The 21,260-nt window shown below is 41.1% G+C and carries 16 protein-coding genes; 7 read left to right on the plus strand and 9 right to left on the minus strand.

What is annotated here, in order from left to right:
- Window positions 1-200: 200 nt before the first annotated feature.
- The 4 genes from EAG18_RS00005 to dctP form a co-directional block, all read right to left on the minus strand.
- The gene (locus tag EAG18_RS00005) at window positions 201-449 is read right to left on the minus strand and encodes a DUF3297 family protein (protein WP_010370670.1); all 249 of its coding nucleotides are present in this window, start codon (window positions 447-449) and stop codon (window positions 201-203) included.
- 103 nt (window positions 450-552) lie between these two features.
- Window positions 553-1,539 (minus strand): MDR family oxidoreductase, encoded by a 987-nt coding sequence (locus EAG18_RS00010; RefSeq protein ID WP_125250381.1) that lies wholly within the window; start codon window positions 1,537-1,539, stop codon window positions 553-555.
- A gap of 76 nt (window positions 1,540-1,615) precedes the next feature.
- On the minus strand, window positions 1,616-2,254 hold the full coding sequence (locus EAG18_RS00015) for a TetR/AcrR family transcriptional regulator (RefSeq protein ID WP_125250382.1): 639 nt from the start codon (window positions 2,252-2,254) through the stop codon (window positions 1,616-1,618).
- A 409-nt stretch (window positions 2,255-2,663) separates the two neighbouring features.
- A complete protein-coding gene (dctP, locus tag EAG18_RS00020) occupies window positions 2,664-3,764 on the minus strand; it encodes a TRAP transporter substrate-binding protein DctP (RefSeq protein ID WP_125250383.1) in 1,101 nt (366 codons plus the stop codon).
- Window positions 3,765-4,118: 354 nt separating this feature from the next.
- Here dctP and EAG18_RS00025 point away from each other — a divergent pair, with 354 nt between their 5' ends.
- The 6 genes from EAG18_RS00025 (at window position 4,119) to EAG18_RS00050 (ending at window position 11,601) form a co-directional block, all read left to right on the plus strand.
- A complete protein-coding gene (locus tag EAG18_RS00025) occupies window positions 4,119-5,612 on the plus strand; it encodes a cytochrome c peroxidase (RefSeq protein ID WP_275557192.1) in 1,494 nt (497 codons plus the stop codon).
- 20 nt (window positions 5,613-5,632) lie between these two features.
- Window positions 5,633-7,096 carry an ATP-binding protein gene (locus tag EAG18_RS00030; RefSeq protein ID WP_125250384.1) on the plus strand — a complete coding sequence of 488 codons (1,464 nt, stop codon included), beginning with the start codon at window positions 5,633-5,635 and terminating at the stop codon, window positions 7,094-7,096.
- Window positions 7,097-7,108: 12 nt separating this feature from the next.
- Window positions 7,109-7,816, plus strand: coding sequence for a response regulator (locus EAG18_RS00035; protein ID WP_125250385.1), 708 nt, complete (start codon window positions 7,109-7,111; stop codon window positions 7,814-7,816).
- 338 nt (window positions 7,817-8,154) lie between these two features.
- The gene (locus EAG18_RS00040; protein ID WP_125250386.1) at window positions 8,155-9,237 is read left to right on the plus strand and encodes an MBL fold metallo-hydrolase; all 1,083 of its coding nucleotides are present in this window, start codon (window positions 8,155-8,157) and stop codon (window positions 9,235-9,237) included.
- A 128-nt stretch (window positions 9,238-9,365) separates the two neighbouring features.
- Window positions 9,366-9,596, plus strand: coding sequence for a hypothetical protein (locus EAG18_RS00045; RefSeq protein WP_125250387.1), 231 nt, complete (start codon window positions 9,366-9,368; stop codon window positions 9,594-9,596).
- A gap of 619 nt (window positions 9,597-10,215) precedes the next feature.
- The gene (locus tag EAG18_RS00050) at window positions 10,216-11,601 is read left to right on the plus strand and encodes a hypothetical protein (protein WP_125250388.1); all 1,386 of its coding nucleotides are present in this window, start codon (window positions 10,216-10,218) and stop codon (window positions 11,599-11,601) included.
- A gap of 130 nt (window positions 11,602-11,731) precedes the next feature.
- On the opposite strand, the gene EAG18_RS00055 is transcribed toward EAG18_RS00050, so the two are convergent.
- The 5 genes from EAG18_RS00055 to EAG18_RS00075 all read right to left on the minus strand — a co-directional run bounded on the left by EAG18_RS00055 (window position 11,732) and on the right by EAG18_RS00075 (window position 19,843).
- Window positions 11,732-11,980: a hypothetical protein gene (locus EAG18_RS00055; protein WP_125250389.1), complete on the minus strand. Its 249-nt coding sequence runs from the start codon at window positions 11,978-11,980 to the stop codon at window positions 11,732-11,734.
- Window positions 11,981-12,205: 225 nt separating this feature from the next.
- Complete coding sequence (locus tag EAG18_RS00060; protein WP_125250390.1) at window positions 12,206-14,524, minus strand: TonB-dependent receptor; 2,319 nt, start codon at window positions 14,522-14,524, stop codon at window positions 12,206-12,208.
- A 310-nt stretch (window positions 14,525-14,834) separates the two neighbouring features.
- Complete coding sequence (locus tag EAG18_RS00065) at window positions 14,835-18,344, minus strand: hypothetical protein (RefSeq protein WP_125250391.1); 3,510 nt, start codon at window positions 18,342-18,344, stop codon at window positions 14,835-14,837.
- Window positions 18,345-18,392: 48 nt separating this feature from the next.
- Complete coding sequence (locus EAG18_RS00070; protein WP_125250392.1) at window positions 18,393-18,779, minus strand: hypothetical protein; 387 nt, start codon at window positions 18,777-18,779, stop codon at window positions 18,393-18,395.
- A gap of 518 nt (window positions 18,780-19,297) precedes the next feature.
- Window positions 19,298-19,843 (minus strand): carbohydrate binding domain-containing protein, encoded by a 546-nt coding sequence (locus tag EAG18_RS00075; RefSeq protein WP_275557193.1) that lies wholly within the window; start codon window positions 19,841-19,843, stop codon window positions 19,298-19,300.
- Between the two features lie 316 nt (window positions 19,844-20,159).
- On the opposite strand from EAG18_RS00075, the gene EAG18_RS00080 reads away from it, so the two are divergent.
- Complete coding sequence (locus tag EAG18_RS00080) at window positions 20,160-21,170, plus strand: nucleoside hydrolase (protein ID WP_275557194.1); 1,011 nt, start codon at window positions 20,160-20,162, stop codon at window positions 21,168-21,170.
- Window positions 21,171-21,260: the final 90 nt, after the last annotated feature.

Genomic DNA, 21,260 nt, shown 5'->3' on the forward strand with positions numbered 1-21,260 from the left:
TAACTCCGCTACCGCGTCCTGCTATCGCCAAGGTACCTACATCCGTGTAGGCAAGGCAAAAATTTTGCTATTTAGGGTACCTACATCCGTGTAGGCAAGGCAAAAATTTTGCTATTTAGTTGTTCTAAATGAGAAATTTTTAACACTGTTAGCGTCAGATTTACTCCTTCAAATTGAGCAAGTATTAAGTCAATTTGGTAYTAGCAATAGTAAGCTTCAACAGTCCCTTTTGACTTCAGTAGCAAAGGCTGACCACGACGGTCTAATGCCTTTGGTGATGCTACCTTAATCCAGCCTTCGCTGATGCAGTATTCTTCAACATCAGTGCGCTCTTTACCATTAAAACGAATGCCAATGTGGTGTTCTAGTACTTCTTTTGCGTAATGTGGACTACGAGGGTTGATAGAAAGCCTATCTGGTAATGCTGGTTTTTCAGTTGAATCTGTCATTTTGTTTCTTCAATTATTTAAGCATGCTGTATTGTAGGTAATCGTATCGACCTGCTCAATAGCGGCCGACCTAAATTTTGACAAAACTCTGCTTAACCAAACATCAAGCGTTAACATCAACAATAACGCGCCCTCTTACTTTGCCATCAAGCAAGTCCGCTGCTGCGGCAATCACCTCATTCAACGTAATTTCATGGGCAATCATATTGAGTTTATTTAATTCAAGTTCGCTTGCTAATCGCTGCCATGCTTCAATTCTTAACGCTTTGGGGCACATCACACTGTCAATACCTGCCAACGTCACCCCTCGTAAAATAAAAGGCGCCACTGTGGCAGGTAAATCCATACCACCAGCTAACCCACAAGCAGCAACTACACCACCATATTGTGTGCTAGCACAGGCGTTTGCTAAAACGTGTGAACCAACTACATCTACCACACCAGCCCAACGCTCTTTTGCAAGCGGCTTTCCAGCTCCTTCTAGCTCACTGCGATGGATCACATTTTGCGCACCAAGCTGGCTAAGAAATTGAGCTTCTTGCTCTACCCGCCCGCTTAGCGCCGTAACACTGAAGCCAAGCTTTGATAAAATAGCGACGGCAACACTTCCTACGCCCCCTGCTGCACCAGTCACAAGTACCTCGCCTCGTTCAGGTGTCACACCATGGCGTTCAAGCGCCATCACACATAACATTGCGGTATACCCTGCGGTGCCGATAGCCATCGCATCTTTTGCCTCAAATTGAGTCGGCAAAGGAACCAACCAGTCACCGTTCACTCGCGCTTTTTGTGCAAGACCTCCCCAGTGCTTTTCACCTACTCCCCAACCATTAAGGATCACAAGTTGTCCAGGCTGATAATCGGGATGCGACGAAGTAGACACTTTCCCCACAAAATCGATACCAGGAACCATAGGAAAGTGCCTAACTACGGGAGACTTGCCAGTAATAGCTAACGCATCTTTGTAGTTTAGCGTTGAGTACAACACGTCTATATCAACGTCTCCTGGCATGAGTTCTGATCCAGTTACCTCATTCAATGTTGCGACGTAATTACCACCTTGTTTATCAATGACTATTGCTTTATACATATCGTCTCCATTAATTAGACCAATCGTCTATTAAATTACAAAAAAGCGGGGCATACCCTGCTCAGGTGTAGCTTGGTTAATCCGGCATTTGAATCGAGCGAATAAAAAACGTTGAAAAACGCTGAAGTGGTACACCACTTTGTTCAAGCTTGGCTCTCATAACTGCGCCTTCCCAACCATTCCAAAACGTGTAGGCCAGTTCATCACAATGGTGCTCAGTTGAAATATGACCAAGCTGCTTGGCGTGCTCAAAGCATTGAGCGACCAAGATTTGCCACTCATTCAGAACGTCACCTAGTTTGTCTCTAAAAGATTCTGGTAGCTGAGCAATTTCTTGACTTAAATTGCCAACTAAACAGCCTCGTGTGTAATTATATTTAGCCATCGACCGCTCAGCTTGCTCCATAAATAGTGCAAGTCTGGCTAACGGCTCAAGACCCTCAGCAGATAATGCTTTAGTGAGCTTTGCACTTAGAAACGATGAGTAATGTTCAATCAGTACTAAACCATATGCCTCTTTGCTCGCAAAGTAATGATAAAAAGACCCTTTTGGTACATTTACCGTCCGCAAAATGGCATCAATCCCAGTAGCAGCAAAACCTTTTTCGGTGAGAATTTCCATACCTGTTCGGATCAATACCGCCTTAGTTTCACTAAAGCCAGTTTGCTCTTTTTTTGGTCGGCCACGACGCCGTTTTATACTACTTTCATTCATAAATTGAATATTAGACCGATCGTCTAATTATGTAAATAGCCATTGTTATGTAAATTCAATTAGAATTTTTACCAAACGGTGATCTTTTCGTGTACAACAGCGCGCTACACCCACTGCTAATTTTTAGTACAACGAATCAGTTTTAACGCCGAGATTGGCGACTGAGTCACAAATAATTAACCTGAGGTTTGGATAAGGAATATTCCAGCTCATTGTAACTAAAGCACAACTTAGTTTTTTCCTTGCCTAGCCAGAAAGTTTTAGGGAAAACACCGCTTCGCGTCCTGCTCTCGCTAAGGTAGCTACATCCTGTAGACAAGGCGGATTTACTCACCAATAGCTGGCCATTGGAAGTGAATTCAACGCAGTTAGCGCTAAAACTGGCTGCTAGAAAGGCAGCTCAGCTTAATTAGTTATCACTGGAGCGCTGTTGTGTTGCATCAACAAGCTGCTGGAATGCCTGAGTACTACCCAAGAGCTCTCGTTTTATATCATTCCACTGAGCATTATGATGACCAAATCGTTGCTGCCAGTCCTGCTTTTCATCCTCATTAAGATGGTAAATCTTAGCACCAAGTGCCATCAATGCTCGTTTGCAGCGCTGCTGGCGTTGTTCAATTTGCGCCACATGTGCACGAAACGTTTGTAACCCCGCTTCTTGGATTTCCAGTTTAATCTTATTAGGTAAATTATTGAGCCACTTTTGATTCGCAACTGTTACCCACGCATCTGGCACACTCTCAATCAGAGATACATGAGCTATTTGATGTCTTAGTTTATCTGGACCGGCAAAAAGCCCAATCACGCTGGGATCCATCACGTCAATATGATCAGTTCGCGCCATTTTAGCTACCTTGGCCCATGGTACATCTACAACATTAGCAGGCGTCATATTATAAAAGTGGTGTAATACTTTTGATGCAGGCACTCTGAGCACAACCCCTTCAAGCTTTTCAGGCAAATTAATTAACCGGTTAAAATGCTTGGTACTGGTTAAGGTTCTTGCTCCCACAATGTGATGTATCAGTACAGTCAGCTTCCCTTGTTGATTAATTGGATCAATCACCATGGATTGCCATTGTGGCGAGCAAATCAAATTAAGAAAGGCTTGATTAGCGCTTGCCCAAAATGGAATATTGAGAATATCTAATGCGGGTGCGGCTCTAGACAAATTAGAGACTGAAATCAGTATCGCCTCTACTTGGCCTCTTGTCACCGCAGCCATTAATTCTCGTCCAGAGCCTAATACACCATTATGATGGATATCTACATACACTTTGCCATTAGTGAAACGTTCAACGAGAGATTTAAACTCAACGTGCATGTGTGGAATAAATTCGGATTGATAGATGGGATAAGGAGAAGCGAGGCGCAAGGTGTAAAGAGCACGCTGACGTTTAACTTTTTCTTCCAAATCCGACTCAGAGGACGCTTTTGCGCGCTCCGATAAGAGCAGGCTTGCACCTACTGCAAATGAAGCTTGTAAGAATTGACGTCTATTGGTAGGCACTGGCAAAACTATAACATGGGACTACTGTCTAAAAGATAGCTGAGACACATGCTATTGCAACTTTGCGGGCGCATTACTCCAGTTTAAACCAACGACTCACTCACAGACATTGACGTTAGCTTTTATCACTAATTTACCCCTCGAAATAATTGAGCGTCTAATACTCTATCTTTTTAAATCGAGTTACACAGCGACTTAGAAATAATAAGTATTTAACAGTCAGAAAGTTAACAGCTTGAGTCAATCACTAAGATATAAAGTTAGGATTTCTTATCTGTAAAAATTTCATTTTTCACATTCTCTGCACTTTTGCCTGCCACCTTAAAAGCTCAAAACACAATAGGGTTGGGAATAATGATGAATAAAGTCAACATCTTCGGTACAGCCGTGCTACTCACAGCACTCACTTGTTTACCTGTGTTAGCGCAACACAAACGCTTACCACCGCCACCAAAGCAAGCACCTTTATCAACATTGGATATTGAATTGTCTGCACTTATTGCTAATCATGGGATAACGGGTAAGGTACTCGGTACTGAGGAACTACCTAAAATATCAGAACCGATTGCGCAACTTGGCATGCAGTTGTTTTTTACCAAAGCGCTCGGAGGTGAAAAGTCCGTGGCGTGTGCAAGCTGTCATGATCCGAGGCTTGGTGGTGCCGATGGACTTTCTCTGCCAATTGGTACTAACGCACTAGATGTTGACGTGGTAGGTCCGGGACGTCAAGCGGTGAACGATGAAATTAATATTCCACGCAATTCTCCCACTATTTTTAACTCTGGGTTGGCAAACAGCGCGCTATTTTGGGATGGTCGTGTGCAACGGATCACCATAACTGATGAAGCAGGTAATGAAAGCAGCTTTATCAGCACACCGGATTCAGGCTTTAATCAACCAGACCCTAACGCCGCAGACTCCCTTGTAGCAACGCTATCTCGCTTTCCTGTGACCTCAAGAGAAGAAATGCGTGGCGAAGCGTTTGAAAACGCCACAACGAATGAACAAGTCAGAGCGCATATAGCACAACGGATCGGTGATTATGGCGAAGAAGCAGGTAGCCTCGCTACTAATGACTGGCTGCACGCGTTTAGAAACGCATTTAACTCTCAAGCCGACGCACAGAGCTTAATAACCTTTGATAGTATTGCCTTTGCTTTGGGACAATACCAAGCATCCTTTGTGATGGTCAACACCAGTTGGCACCGTTATGCCCGAGGCGATCGCTCAGCGTTAAACGAGCAGCAAAAACGGGGGGCGAAGCTATTTTTCACACCTGTCAACGAAGGCGGTGCAGGATGTGTCGCTTGTCACAGTGGCGAACAGTTCACTAATAATGGTTTCTTTAATCTAGCCTTTCCACAGTATGGAATTGGCACACAAGAAAATCGTGCCGATATTGGCCGAGCAGCGATTGACTCCACACCCCGTAATCAGTTTGCATTCAGAGTACCGAGCCTCATCAATATCGCATTAACGGCTCCTTATGGCCACGCTGGTGCCTATGAGACGCTAGAGCAAGTGGTGGATCATTATTCAAACCCTGAGCAAACCATTGAGCGGTTTTTCCAACAGGGTGGCGCTTGTGGCTTAAAGCAGTTTGCCTTATCTGCTCAATGTGACACACTAAACCTCCAAGCTAGAGAAAATAGTGAAGCGGCTTTGACGTTATTAAGACAGTCCCCCTTTGTTGCTGCAAACTTAGCACCACAGCAAAAACAAGATCTCGTTGCATTTTTACATACACTCACAGACAAGTGTGCCAAGGATCTACAATGTGTAAAAAGATGGGTACCAAGCCGTAACACACCCGATCCTGATAACCTGCGCTTACGCGCACACCACTAATAGGCGCAGTAGTAACAACTATGAAAATGACCATCCGCGTCAAACTTTTGCTAATCATTTTAATAGCCAACACTGCGTTAGTGCTGGCTATTTATATCGCCAATAAATTAGCATTTGAGAAAAGCTTCACCAGCTATCTAAGAAATACGACTCGCGTGCAACTTCAAGAGGTAGTCAATCAAGTTGCCGAAAACTATGAGCGTTATGGTTCGCTAAACTGGGTGTATCGCGGTTCAGAGCCATGGAATGATATTGTTCACCAATTTTATGATCTGCCAGATGACGCTCCTCCTAAAGCACGCTTTAGACCTCCACCACGCCACCGAGCGACTGCAACTGAGCGACCTAGACGGAAAGACCGACCACCGCGTATGGGTAACAAAAAACGCCTGTTACTCAAAGACCCGCAAGGCAATATCATCATGGGTAAGGCTCAGAGCATACATTCATCATTCTGGTTTCCTGTTTATCAAGGAGAGCATTTATCAGCGCCAAATCATGACCATGTGGTTGCATATCTTGGCGTCGAACAAAGTGCACTGATTAGTAACGAGTTTAATCAATTATTCGCTCAGCAACAACGACAGCAGTTTGTTGTCATCGCGCTTGTTGCATTACTGATCACGCTGATCATTGCAATACCGTTTAGTAAGTATATGGTGCGCCCCATCGTTCTGTTACGCCGTAATGCTAAAACACTTACACAGGGGAATTATGACTCACGAGTCGAGATTAACAGTAATGACGAGCTGGGATTACTGGCCCGAGATATGAATCGTCTCGCGGACACCTTGGCACAAAACCAAGTAGCAAGACAGCAGTGGATAGCTGATATTTCTCACGAGCTGCGAACGCCCATTGCTGTGCTTCGGGCAGAGCTTGAAGGTATGATTGATGGTGTTATCACCAGTGATCCTGAGCAACTTATCTCACTCAATGAGGAAATTCAACGGCTCACTCGTTTAGTTGATGATTTACATCAACTATCAATGTCTGACCGTGGTGCACTTACTTACAACATGGATAGAGAAAATCTCCATGACCTATTGCAGCATACTTTTAGCAAAGCTAGTCATCAAATTGACAAACATCACCTCACCTATTCGCTACAGTGTGATGATAATATTGAGATTGAATGTGATGCCCAACGATTCAGTCAACTATTTGATAATTTATTACAAAATACGCTGCGCTATACCGACTCCTCAGAGCAATGCCCTGGCATCGTAGAGGTTGAGGTCAAACAACAACAAGGGAAAACTGTCATTTACTGGCAAGACAGCGCCCCTGCGGTACCTTGTGAACAGTTAGATAAGCTATTTGATAGACTCTATCGTGTGGAAGAGGCAAGAAGCAGGAAAACAGGGGGTTCTGGTCTTGGGCTTGCGATTTGCCAGAGCATTGTTGCTGCACATAACGGAGAAATCACAGCAAACTTGAGCGAACTTGGTGGTCTAGCTATTATTATTACCCTGAAAAAATAATGGATACCTCCCGTGCCAAACAAACATATTTTAATTGTTGAAGACGAACCAAAGCTTGCTGATATATTAAGTAAATATCTTGCACAAGCTGAATATACCAGTCACCTCGTATACGATGGGGCATTGGCAGAAGAGGCTTTTAAGGAGCAACAACCTGCATTAATTTTGCTTGACTTGATGTTACCCAATGTAGATGGCATTGAGATCTGCAAACGGATCAGAGCACATTCAACGGTACCTATCATTATGATCACTGCAAAGGTTGAAGAAATCGACCGTTTGCTGGGCTTAGAAGTGGGTGCCGACGACTATGTGTGTAAGCCGTATAGTCCAAAAGAAGTCGTCGCTCGAGTAAAAGCAATTTTGCGRCGAGTTGAGCTGAATCAACGCGGTGATATGTCGGACACTGAAAGCAAACTCAAACTTGACGAAGAGCGCTTGTTTGTCTCTTTTCAAGAGTCCAAAGCAACGCTTACTCATGTCGAGTTTATGTTATTAAAAGCCATGTATGGCCACCCTTGTCGCATTTACAGTCGCAATTTGTTGATGGACCATATTTACGACGATAGCCATATCGTTAGCGACAGAACCATCGAYAGTCACATCAAGAATATTCGTAAAAAGCTGCAAAATATCGCCCCCAAGTATGACTTTATCCATTCGATTTATGGGGCTGGGTATAAATTTGAAGCCCAAGAACGTGGCACGGAAACAGGCTGACAACACAAGCGCCTGCGTATAGCATCGCTGGCGCTTGCTTTTATACCAATTATCTTAATTAAGTGGTCTATTTTGAGGCGAGAGAATCTTGTCGATAACCCCGCTACCGCGCCCAGCTCTCGCTAAGGTACCTACATCCATATTAGGTAAGGCAAAAATTTTGCTATTCAGCTGCTCTAAATAAGAAATCTTTAACATGGTTAGCGTCAGATTTACTCCTGCAAATTGAGCAAGTATTAAGTCTAATTGGCATTATACTCCTCCCCTTTGATTTTTAGCGACTACACCACGCTCCCTTTTATTGGTAAACTCAAAAGCAAAAATAATAAGGAAAACCAATGAAAAAGCTGACTTTCGTCATCTTATTATCCTTAACAGGATGCAGTAACAACAATGTTGTGGAACGTATTACACCGCCATCTTCAGTGATAAAACATAGTGCTATCGAGGGCTATGAAGACAGGTACAGCAATCTATATAATTCGTTTGAAGCTTATCCTGTTACCTGTGAAGCACAGTGCTACCCTCCTACACCACGCATTGCGTGTAAATCACAAATGCAAGATTGCACCTATGTTGGCGAAAATCCATCACTGTCACTGACAACTGGATTTACAATTCAATGGCTTGGGCATGCCAGTTTCAAGGTTAATTCACCAGACGGACAACAATTCCTATTTGACCCTGTAACTGCGCAATTTGATTGGCCTGTAAACTGGGCATTTCGCTTTTCAGAAGGATATAACCGCAACCTGCCAACCGCGCTAAGTAAAGCTGAGCTTCAACAAACTGATGCCGTTATGTATTCACATCTACATTACGATCATTTCAACAAAGATGATGTAAAAGCCATTGGCACTAAGGCACAATTTTTAACGCCACTTGGATTTGCCGAGCATTTTCCTGATGATGGATACAAAGTTTCCGAAATGGCGTGGTATGCCAGTAAACAACTCGGTGATGTCACTGCACATTTTGTTCCCGCTAATCACTTCAGCAGCCGCATTTGGGTTCCTTTTCTGTATGAAGATCATGGCGCAGCATTGTGGGGTGGCTGGGTATTAGAGCATCAGGGCCACACATTATTTTTTGCCGGTGATACAGGATACTCTCCACACTTCAGAGATATTCAGCAAAAATACGGGGATATTGATATTTGTTTACTTCCGATTGCGTCATATCATAGTGAAGAACACCCTAAATGGTATCGCAAAGTACACACGACACCAGAAGATGCTCTAGTAGCCGCACAGGAACTAGGCTGCAAAGTAATGGTGCCATGGGGCTATGGTAATGCCAGTTGGAAAATGGGAGACCGGACATCACATTCAGCCTTATTCCGCCTATTAAAAATGCAAGATACACTTAAAACAGCCACCCCCATATACATATTAAACGAAGGGGATTCACTTAGTTTGTAAAAAGTCAATTTGGCGGCGCGGCGAAAAATTAAAATAATCTGTAATGATGGCCACCGCCATGCTATCGTAACGTCTTTATAAATAAAGAGTTAAATATCTAACACATCAATCAATGATAAGGAGTATCAATGAACATAGACGCTAATTTACTTGGTCAAGCGGTATTTATCCTCGCTATCGTATTTGCAGGTTTAGGGTTCTATTTGGGGAAGCGAAAAACCCAAACCCCCATTTTAGTCTCGGTTCTTGCTTTTTTCTCGGCTGTTGCCGCACCACTTGGTTTAATTTTTTTGATGGCGCTTACAATCAAGAACGATTTACCTAAAGCACAAAAGATAACTGATATTTCAGACAACTAAGGGGCTTAAGAAGTTAGTGAATCAGCTAATACCAATTTGCTTAATTAAGTGGTCTATTTTGAGGCGAGAAAATCTTGTCGATAACTCCGCTACCGCGTCCTGCTATCGCTAAGGTACCTACATCCATATAGGCAAGGCAAAAATTTTGCTATTTAGTTGTTCTAAATGAGAAATTTTTCCAAAGCAGATAAATTTAGCGCTGTATTAAGAGATAGCAGCAACTAGAGAGCAAATTGTTATGCCAAGTTCAGGTTAATTTACTTAGCCTGAAGCTGGAACAAGGAATTACCTACGCCTTTGTTTTTAATGGTAAAATAAAATTAATTCCTTATCTAGCCAGACAATTTTGGGGATAACACCGCTCCTGCTCTCGCTAAAGTACCTACCTCCTGTAGGCAAGACGCATTTATTCCCAACAATGAATGATTGACGTGCAAGTTCACCTTGCCGACAGAGTATTGGTGCCAGTGCGTTGGCTGGACGTAATATCAAAGTCACTTCACCCCCACCAAAAAGCTAAATCCAATTTAAAAACAACACGTTACAAGTATCAACATGCAAGTTTAGAGTTAAGTATGTTATACTCTAAACATACCAATCAAGGAGGTATCATACCCGAGTGAGTAGAGCTAAACTAAGCCAAGACGAAAGCCTATCTTTTAAAGTTAATTATCAACTTCTTCCCAAAGAGACAAATCAACTCGACCTGTATTTTTCGATCCCAACTGATATGGGGATCAATAGCAGCACCCTAAATGAAGTCGAATACTTTAATGCCAACATCAAAAGCCACAGCGCCTATTACTCAGAGCAACTTCATCTACCCTTGGTGCGAAGCCGCTTTATCAGCCAAAGTAAAGGTCAGAAAACAGATTATCGAGTCAACTTAAATTTATTCTGCTATCAGATCCGTATTGCATTAGATGCTGATGTAAAGCAGACACTGAAGCTAAAAGAAGCCGATGAGTTTTACCCAGCCGCACAGTTATTAGTTGTAGAAACCGAGCGTTTGCTGAAGAAACTAAGGCGCTACACACCACCAGACAATAAACTACAACCTTATTATCAAAATGCCGATAACTACTTAAGCTGGCATACAGAGCAGGCTTTTTTGAAACTGCTGTCAACCGGTCCAAAATCCAGCGACTTTAGTCAAGAACGCAGTGTGATTACGCAGTTTTGTCAACGTGAAAGCCAATATCGCGAGGAGCAACGCTATAACTCCCAAGTTACACTAAGCGATCCAAACCGCATTACCAACAAAATGAAATTACTCGAGCGCCTAATAGAATATGGCGTGGTTTTTAATAAACAAACGATAGACTTAAGTACTAACCTAAAGCGCCTAGTACGAGGGGTTGTCACAGGAATAATCATGGCATTTGTGATGTTTATCGTACTCAATGCTCGCTCTAATTTCCAAGAAGTTACAGTGGCGCTTATCGCGTTACTTGGGGTGATCTATGGCCTTAGAGAAACATTCAAAGAGGATTTAACGCAATGGGCATGGCGTTATATTCAACGTGGTCGGCCTAAATGGCGCAATAAGTTTAAAAACTCCGTTACGGATGCAATCGTTTGTACACAAACGATTTGGCTTGAACATATCCGTAAAAAAGATTTACCTGAAGATGTCGATAAGCTACTAAAAAAACGTCGTCAACAAAATAAACAAGCGGCACACCTCATGCACTTTTGCTGCAAAAACCAAGTGCAAATTGACAAGTTCCTCCCAGGTTATGAAGAGGTACAACAGCGTATTACGTTCAATATGAGCGCTTTCTCGCGCTACTTAAAAAAAGGTGCTGGTAAGTTATATAGCCTAGATGGCAAAAAGGTATCGAAGAAGTCGGTAGAGCGACGCTATCAGATAAACTTAGTGATGCGTTTTCAATCATCAAAAGGGATCCAGCTTGAGCGTTATAAGTTAACAATGAACCGCTCTGAAATAGTCGCAATAGAACTTATGGCGAGTGACTCAGTGTATATTGAGAATGAACAATAACCACATAGAGACCACATTACTGGATGTGGCTTGCATCATAGCTTCCATAGCACACTAGCGAGCCACCTAATGGACGGCAAGTCGTGGGCTAACAAGACTGAAAACCCACTTTGAAGTTGCTTTGAAGGAGTTAATGGGCTTTTTTTGGCCCATAACGCACCAAATCTTTACCATTTTCATACACAGCTTGAGATACCCAGCGACCCAATAGCAGCTGGTGATTATCATCAAGAATAGCAACAAACGGCCTGCCATCACTATTATTAGTCGCCAATGCTACCCCTGCAACATTTTGAAGACCCAACCCACCGTTATCAATGAGTAACAAAAATGCTTCAAGCTCTTCTAAGGTTTCTATGACATCGTTATCGTTAATCATTTGCTCTATCTCAACTACCATAGTTGCCGCGCAGGATAACAGTTATGATACGTGGATTAAACCCATCATTAAAACAGGCCGATAGCAGGGGTTATCTCAAACTGAAGTACGCTACCCAGATCAGGCGGTCACTCCAAAGCCAAACACTGTAATGACACTAAGAAGCACACCCAACGCTCACTTTACAATAAACAACTTATTTTTATGACGCCTGTTCTTTAGCACTTAAAAATTAAGCGTCATGGTCACGCCTACTTCTCTTGGTGGTGCTAGCCAATACTCCGCAATACCAAATACTTCGCGAAAATCATTAGCGCCAATAAAGTGATATTCGTCGGTTAGGTTATTAGCATGTACACTAATACTTAGATGCTCACTGAAGTCCAATTGAACTCTTGCACTTAGCAACCTTAAGTGGTCAGTTTGTGCAAAGGGAGAATTAAAGACATCTGTATACATTTTACTGCGGTAGCTCCAATCCAATCGAGTATGTAGTCGCTTATTCCCACCCAGATACCAATTTTTCCAAATACTACTCGTTAATGACCACTTGGGTGTGCGGATGGGGGTACTATCGAGTGTAACTTGAGTGGCATTGCCCACATCTACAAATTCAGAGCAGGTAAAAGCGCCTGAGATAGAGGCACCAACATCGTCATCAAGTAACCCTTCGAACTCCCACTCAACCCCTCTCGTCTTGGTCTTACCTACATTATCAATAAATATTTCGACTCCTTCTTGAGTCGACTCCCCTCCCCTCAACTGCATGTCTTTATGTTGCAAGTAGAAAGCGGAAATATTAATCCGCAAACGGTTATCAAGCCACTGCGAACGCAGGCCCGATTCATACGCGGTTAAATGCTCTGGTTCAAAAGGTCGGATTGCCGCAGCTGAACTGGGTAAGCCATTAAAACCACCGGACTTAAACCCTCTTGATCCCGTTAAATAAAACATTGCATGCTCATTGGGTTGATATTGAAGGCCAAGCATAGGGGAAAACACTTTCCAACTTGGTGTCACAGCTCCAGCTTCACTCTGGTTAGTGCGAGATAAAAGCACCACGTCCGCCTCTAAGGCTAACCCTGTCACCTCTTGGCGTTTATCTTCACGGGTATACCTTGCACCTACAATGCCTGACCAAGTTGGTGAAAAGTGATAATTCATATGACCAAATATGGCATAGCTAGTATTTTCAATTTCATTTAAAAAGCGATTGTGGAAATCAAATGCAGCATTTAATGGGTTACCCGCACCGCCAATATCGGTTGGTGCAGATAAAGGTGAGCCATCAATCGGTGTCGGAATAGCTTCAAGCGCCTGAAATAATCCGTCAAAAAAGTTAAAGTCTGCACGATAACTGATATTTTCATCAAAATAATAGACACCAAGTAACCAATCATAATCGTCAAACTGTGCAGTTAGATTAAACTCTTGACTACGTTGGTTTTGCCATTGCCAGTCTTGAGTGACGCCAATATTAACAGGATTGTTGTCGAAGTCTCGGCTATAAAAGGCATCTAGCGACCGGTAAGCGGTAATGGATTTGAGTGACATCGCATCAGTTAGCCGATAATCAGCCTGTAGCGAAATTCCTGTATGCCTAAAGCTGTTACTGTTACTTTGCTCTGAGGCACTGAGATACTTATCATCAAAAACTTGTAGCGGCTCAATTGGCTCGACCCCACCACCAAGTTCTGCGAATATATTGTAAAGCTGGATTAAAATCGCATCATCATTTTTGGCAGCAAGTATAGAAGGTGCACTCCCCCGGCTCTGTGTTTGACGGCTATACTGCCAGCGAAAACTTAAGTCATCGCTTGCCTGATAATGTAGCTTAGCTGACAAACTAAAATCATCTTCGCCTCCTTCTTGACTACCATTAACACGACGAACGAAGCCATCTTTGTCATATTTTGCCATTGCCACTCTTATCGCAACGTGGTCTGAGAGCGGTTGATTAACCACCATGGTTAGGTCCCGACGGTCAAATTCTCCAAGCGTTAGTGAGGTTTTAAAGATGGTTTCATCCACTACAGGGCTGGTACGAATATTAACAGCACCGCCTATCGTATTTTTACCAAAAAGTGTCCCCTGAGGCCCCCGCAGTATTTCAATTTGCTCCACATCTAAAAATCGCGACATAGTACCTGCGGAGCGAGCAAGATAAACACCATCAACATATACACCAACACTGGGATCCGTTGTTGGTATTGGATCAACCTGACCCACTCCTCGTATGGTAATATTTGCACAATGGGTGCAGCCTGAATTCTCTCCTGTCGTTGTTACATCAACGTTGGGAATGAAATAACTCGCGCTCAATAAATCCGTGATATTGCGCTGTTGAATTTGTTGCTGTGATAAAACCGACACTGAAATTGGCGTGCGCTGTAAACTCTCAGTAACTTTTCTWGCCTCAACTTTTACCTCTAAAAGCTGGTCGAGTGACATTGAAAACAAGTCCTCCTCACTCGCCGATAATCCCGTGTAATTGAGCGATGCTAACAGTACGCTGGTGCCCACGATATAGTTGTGGCTAGACATAACAATACAAACTCACTATTGACTGAGTTACTTAAGTTTAGTCAGAATTTCACATCTGTGGGAGTAAAGTTGAAACGCTTGATAATTTGTTCGTACCAGGAAGCTGTCTTGTAGCTAAAGGATAGTCGTAAAATTCGACCTAGATACCCACTTACAAATAAAGGAACAGATTATAAGAGACTACTGCATTATATATTTTGCTAAAATTAGTTAATATCTACCTGGGTTGTAGATCCCGTACTGCGGAATAGTAATAATGTATTAATAAGTTAAAAAAGCCAGTAGACGTCACTGGCTTTTTTTGACTGAATTAATGAACTTTATACTCTGGTCGATAGAATAAATAAGCTTCCAAGTTGCTTTGAGCCTCCTGAGTATTTGAGACTGCTTCTAATTTAATAGAGGCCGAATTAGTACCAGTCGGTGCAATAAAGGTCTTTTCCAATACCGACCAATAGTCTATATCGGTCCAAAAGCCACTCCCAAACTCATTATTTGGCCTAGCGCTTCCTTTTCCTCCTTCATAGAAAGCTTGCTTCATTTCATGAGTTAAGCAGGCATGTTTTAATTCTTCAGCAGCGAGTTCTATCGTATCAGTTTTCAACACTTTCGAGTTAGCATCAAAAAATGATATTTTTATCACTGGCTTATCCGAGCAAACTATTAAATCATTTTCTTTATCGCGATTTAAAGGTTTATACCTTCTAAAAGCTATACTTTCTAAAAGTCGTGCACGAACAAGTGATTTAACCGAAATAGATTGACCAGGTGATATACTAATATTGCGATGTACCTTGCTAGATTTCAGCTCCCTTGAGCTGCTATGAAGCTTGATTATTGGCTCCTCGGGAAATAGATTATTATCACCTTTGAAAACTTTATTAGTGCTTCCACCATTATTTTTAGCACTCCTAGTTACATCGACAAGACTGTATAAACTACGTAACTCACTAATAGACTCGACTAGCTCCCAAATATAGAATTTTGCATTTACGTATACACCAGCTGAACAGGCATCTTTTATACCAATAGCATATTTTGTATAACAATAAGCCAGCCCACCATTATCATCATATAAAAAGCTACGCTTACCATTTCTAAAATCTTCCGGAAATTGAGTCATAATATAATCCGCATAGTAACTTAGATCCCCATAAAACCCTGATGGATAATTCAGCTCCCCAGTTAACCTTGAATTATAACTTGAGTATTGAAAGTTCTTAAAATGAGCGTGTATTTCACTTTCTGGCTGGCTAACAGTGTGGCCAAAGATCTTTTCTCCGACCTTTATTGGCTTACCTAGAGCTCTGATATACTCAATCATAATAGAATACTTACTATTTGCGCTTCCTGAAAGGTTTTTGAAAAGAGTACGGTTGTGCCAATCTAACACCTCTCTATCAACAGCTTTTGAATTTAATAGCTTAGCTTCAGCAACTAAAGCCGGGTTTTTCTTTTCACTTTCGCTCAAATGAGGGGATTTACTTCCAAACCTACGCGTTGTTGCATTTGGCTGGAAAAAAACTTGATCAAAGTGCTCGGTGAAACCATCTGCTCTGATCGCTGACGCTCTTTCAATACAAGATTCGACTCGGTTTTCTATTTTTTCACATGTTTCTTCAGAAAACGTTTTATCGCCGCCAGCTATAAGTTTACTATATACAAACGCCAGCAACTCTAGTTTGCCACTCTCACCTTCTCGACCGATAGTAAAACTCGATAGGTAAACTTTTATATCTTTTAGCAATTTGTTATAAAAAGCATAGCATTTTAATTTGTCACCTTTCCTGCATTCAGCTTCATTTAGCATTGATGCCGATTCTTGCCCCCACTTAAAACCAGCTAGCCTCACATTTGTTGTTTCACCTTTTTCTGAAATATTATGTAGAAATATAGTGTATTGTTCTACCACTTCATCAATATAATCTTCAATCCTACTTTTATGTAAATTATGATTATATGGGTTTTCTGAGTCAACATATGGAGCAGGCAGTACTAAATAAACTCCGCGGGGTTCACTTGTCCCCTTGGTTACATCATGTATAGCATCAAATATCGATACTCTTCTGAGATTCCTGTCAGGCTTGAAAAGTAACTTAGTTTTGAATTGATTTCCATTTAAATCTTTTAGTTCTAAATTAGATTTTACACCAAAGACATTATCTAGGTACTCTCTGTAAAAATGGCGACTATTTACTGATTGAAGTGGTGCATAAAGCTCCACATCATTCTCGTTAAAAGTATTATCAAATCTATTTTGTACCTTTGTGCTTTTAGAGTACTTTGTTAAATTATTCCAAGCTATTATACCGTCAAACAATACGCTTTGTTTATCAGCCATTTTGCTCCCATCGATATCATAGCGGAACATATAAGTACTCATGACATCATTCCCGTCTACTTCATAAAAGTAATGTGGGTAACCGCTCTCAGGCTCAGATGAATTACCACGAATAGCCCTAGGCCAAAGTTTATTATAAATATTGCTTGTATCAGTATCAGTTTCAGTGTTTATGGGGACAATATGAAGAGGAGAGCCTTTAAAATATTGGTTATTCTCCCAGTTGACTAGCTTAATATTAGGTGTTGAACTCAAATCTGAAACTTGAGAACACCTGTTTTCACGACATGCTTTTAGCTTGACTTTAACAGCCATACCATTCGTCAACTCTTTGTGATTAATCTCTTCACCAAACTTAAAGTTAACGATTTTTCTCTCTGCAATATAGTTAGCATCAAAATTAGCCAAAAAAAGGCCATTTTTAGAGTTTACAATATCAACCTTGTAGCTTTCTGCATTCTTTATATTGGAAACATTCCAAGATAGATATTCATTTTTATTATAATAGGGATCAATAATTTTTCCATTTGAACCAGGCTCGAAGTTAAATACCGCCTTCCCTTCAATTTCCACTGGTTGGCTGTTGTCTTCAACATGAATAGAGTATAAGCTTTCAGTACAAGGCAAGCTTGGGTTGCATGCACCTATCTTATACTGATGTTCTCCAAGGGTGGTTGAGCGGTGGGTAAAACTCAGATCTGTACCAGAGTAAACCTCACTTCCATTAAGTGATACTGTGTAAAACCCATTATAAATCATTCCTCCAGGTCTACTCCAGCTAATTACGGCACTTTCATTTGGATTTACACTATCTTTTGTTGAAGCTAAGTTTTTTACGAATCCCGGCGATGAATAAACATAAAAGTTTACTGTAGTAGGCTCACTGCACTGGTCATTTTTATTACACGCTTGCACATCAATAGACTTGCGACCATAGGTATAGTATGGTTTCGAGTAAAAATTATTGGAAGTGTACTCCCCATTAACTTTATAGTAATTTTCAACATTTCTATCAGACTGTCGATTCCAGGAGATTGAGAAATTTGAATTTACAGGGTTATAATAATCAAATCCATTTAAAACAGGCTTTTTTGGCAATGGCAAATCTTTAATATCAACACATTTTTCGTTATTAATATCGAAAGAACTAAATAAATCTTCATTTGAATTCCAAGCTCTAATAATAAAGCACCATTTACCAACTTGGTTCAATGCCATTGATGTACTGCTGCCTCGATAATCTTGATACTCATATGAACCACCATTAAGCCTAAAACCAACTTTGACAAAAGAAAAGTCAGCAAAAGAAAAGCCTGGAAGCTCTGACCAATAGATACTAATCGGAGAGCCAACGTACCCACTAGCTGGCACAGATATAGAGTGCGTAATTTTATTACTTACTGTATTCGCAAAAGCTGGCACAGAAAAAAACATAAACACGCATAAAAATTTAAAAGAAGAAAAATAAAAGTTAGACACAAAAGTTCCTTAATTCCATTTACAACACTCACTAATATTGAATAAAAATCACTTAACCTGAATACATTTCTTATCTTCAAAGTTAAATAAACTATATCCCCTTTCCTCTGTACTCCAACCTCTAATGATAAAACACCACTCACCTACTTGGTTGAGTATTAAATCTGTCTCATTGCCAATATAATCTCTAAAATTGTAAAAACTACCATTTATGCTATATCCTATCCTTACATGAGAGAAATCTGATTTTGAATAGCCATTGATTGTGGACCATGTAATTTTAGTTGAAGAACCTATATATCCAAATTTTGGTGCCGTTAATGAGTGTGTAACATCCTTTAAAACACTATTAGCGCTCACTTGCCCGCTTAATGAAATAAGAGGAATTAAGAACAAACCATTAAAAAAAACCTTTCTTGATATCATTTCAAACATAGCTAACCTTCCTTTTAATTATTAACCTATTAACCTTCAAAAAACAAAATATAACAAAAAAGCTTTAAACATAAAAGCGAATTAGACAATTCTAAAAATCACAACAAAATAAAAGAAAAAATTAGAGGTGGCCGGTGCTAATCTTTCATGAACGATTAATTAATAGAAAGAGTATTGCGTGATGAATGATTCAAACGTGGGGTGTATGCTAGCTATCTTGTTGCCAACTACGTTTAATTTTACTAACTAACTTTTTATCTACCTCCACCTACTTCTTCATAACACTTGCTTTTTCTCATCTTGTTCTTTATCTCCAATAGAGATGAACGCATGCAGTTGAAAAATAACTTACAGACCAAGTTATTATTAAAAGATCCGTCTTTCCAAGATCATTTGATGGTGAAAAAGAATCCAAAGAGAAGCGCTTCACGTTAAACGCAGCAGCACTGGTTTAAATTGAGCTCGCTATAACCCTTAACAACTCAGTTTTACTTCACTGAGATATTCGTCAAGCGCAACTACTCTATCTCTAGACGATTAACACTAAGCGTCGCCTCTCCACCAGTTGCGTCCTTGAGATCAGGCACAAAATAAAGCGCGGAAATATGCTCAAGTACAATCCCTTTATCTTTGGACCACTCAGGCGTCCAACTCGGCCTTTCAAAATCACTTAGAGAAAGCCGAACAACCTGCCAAGAATTTGAGGCTGGCAATACGCTTTGGTAATGGGCGTAGCTTTTATCGCCCAGCCCCCCATACTCTTGTTGTGAGAGTTTAACAATGACGGCTTTATCACTTTTATAGGCAAGGGTAACAATAAATGCGGAGGTTAACTGTTGGGGTAGATCGTATATCAACTCCACCCAAGAATTATTCGCTTTATCAACACGAGGAACCCGAGTAAAGTGCACCGAGACCACACCATTTTGTACTAATCCTTCATCATATGTAGCCTGGCTACCATGTGGATCCGTTGCATATCGCCACTGATTAGATGTTAAAGTTTGGCTAGCAACAGTACATCCAGAAAGTAAAATAGCCACGACTAATATAAATAAACGCACACTGAGCATCCTTTAGCCCCCCCCTTTAGCAATATTGCTCAGTGTATTTATTGATGAGTGATATAACAACAACGGCTGATTGCTATTTTGATGACTATTAAAAGATTTCAAGTATTGCTTCTGACTAGCAAGCACGAGCACTCGTTAAAATACACGAACTGCCTATAAAATTAGCAACGCAGAAATTAAGATAATTAATTAACAAGAGCTGCTGTAACAGGCAAACATAGGTGTAATGCTATGTAACTCACTGTAATATCTTCACTGCTGTTTATTTTCTATATTCCTAACTCACTCAGTTAGACAGGAAATGAAAATGAGCAAATTAACAAAAGTTATCATTGATACCGACATGGACTTTGATGATTACATGGCATTAGCTTACCTACTACAACATCCACAAATAGAAGTATTAGCTATCAGCGTTACCGGCTGTGGCGCCGCTCACTTGTCTAAAGGGGTGGAAAATTTAGCTAATTTCTTGACCTTGTATAGCGATGAAACGCAAAAGCTTCCTATTCTAAAAGGTGCGAATGCACCACTGCGATATAGTAATGTTTTCCCTGCCAATGTCAGACAAGGTGCTGATAGCCATTATCAAGCCACATTTCCCCAAGAAAATAGGCAAGCAAATATATATGAGGCACAAGCATGGTTAACCAACTACTTTTCGTCCACATCAGATAAGGTGACTGTATTATCCATTGGAGGTGGAACAAACTTTGGGCAACTATTCCAAGCAGCCAAAACTGATAAACAGTTACAAACAGGTATTTTCAAAGCCATAGAGCAAATAGTCATGATGGGCGGAAACCTTACTGATGAGTACATCACGCCTGGCGCAAGTGGTAACATACTCGATACTTTGGGCGACAACCCTTACTATTCAAATGCCGTGGCTGAATGGAATATTTTTATCGACCCGCTCGGTGCACAAGAGGTTATTGGCTCTGGGATCCCTGTCACTTTGGTTGCATTAAATGCAACACAGGATGTACCAATTGACAATGACTTTGTGACACAACTCAAGCGTATTCAGTCGCCGCAAGCCCAATTCTTATCTGAAGTACTTGACTATCCTGACAACAAAGAAGGGATCGGCAGCTTCTTATCTTTTTGGGATCCTCTTGCCGCCTGCGTTATTACCAATCCAGATATTGTTTCAACTCAGCCCTTTGCGATCCGCATCGAGCAAGCCATGAATGAAGAGCAAGATACTTCAGGAAAATTGATTGTAGATGAAGTAGATGGTACTAAGATAAACGTTGCAATTTCCGCAAATAAGTCTCTCGTTTACGAAACTTACCTTGCTGTATTCAAAAATTAATCCGCTTACTAGTTTGCCCACTCGTTGTGGGCAAGCCCTCTGTAACGGTATAAAAACTCAATACCGCAAAAGCAAAGTGTAATCTAACGT

Source organism: Pseudoalteromonas sp. J010 (assembly GCF_003934235.1).
Classification (GTDB): Bacteria; Pseudomonadota; Gammaproteobacteria; order Enterobacterales; family Alteromonadaceae; genus Pseudoalteromonas; species Pseudoalteromonas peptidolytica.

Excerpts from the sequence above, each read along its gene's own strand:
- EAG18_RS00080 (WP_275557194.1), top strand. The coding sequence starts at position 20,160 with ATGAGCAAATTAACAAAAGTTATCATTGATACCGACATGGACTTTGAT.
- EAG18_RS00055 (WP_125250389.1), bottom strand. The coding sequence starts at position 11,980 with ATGATTAACGATAACGATGTCATAGAAACCTTAGAAGAGCTTGAAGCA.
- EAG18_RS00030 (WP_125250384.1), top strand. The coding sequence starts at position 5,633 with ATGAAAATGACCATCCGCGTCAAACTTTTGCTAATCATTTTAATAGCC.
- EAG18_RS00010 (WP_125250381.1), bottom strand. The coding sequence starts at position 1,539 with ATGTATAAAGCAATAGTCATTGATAAACAAGGTGGTAATTACGTCGCA.
- EAG18_RS00070 (WP_125250392.1), bottom strand. The coding sequence starts at position 18,779 with ATGTTTGAAATGATATCAAGAAAGGTTTTTTTTAATGGTTTGTTCTTA.
- EAG18_RS00025 (WP_275557192.1), top strand. The coding sequence starts at position 4,119 with ATGATGAATAAAGTCAACATCTTCGGTACAGCCGTGCTACTCACAGCA.
- EAG18_RS00045 (WP_125250387.1), top strand. The coding sequence starts at position 9,366 with ATGAACATAGACGCTAATTTACTTGGTCAAGCGGTATTTATCCTCGCT.
- EAG18_RS00015 (WP_125250382.1), bottom strand. The coding sequence starts at position 2,254 with ATGAATGAAAGTAGTATAAAACGGCGTCGTGGCCGACCAAAAAAAGAG.
- EAG18_RS00040 (WP_125250386.1), top strand. The coding sequence starts at position 8,155 with ATGAAAAAGCTGACTTTCGTCATCTTATTATCCTTAACAGGATGCAGT.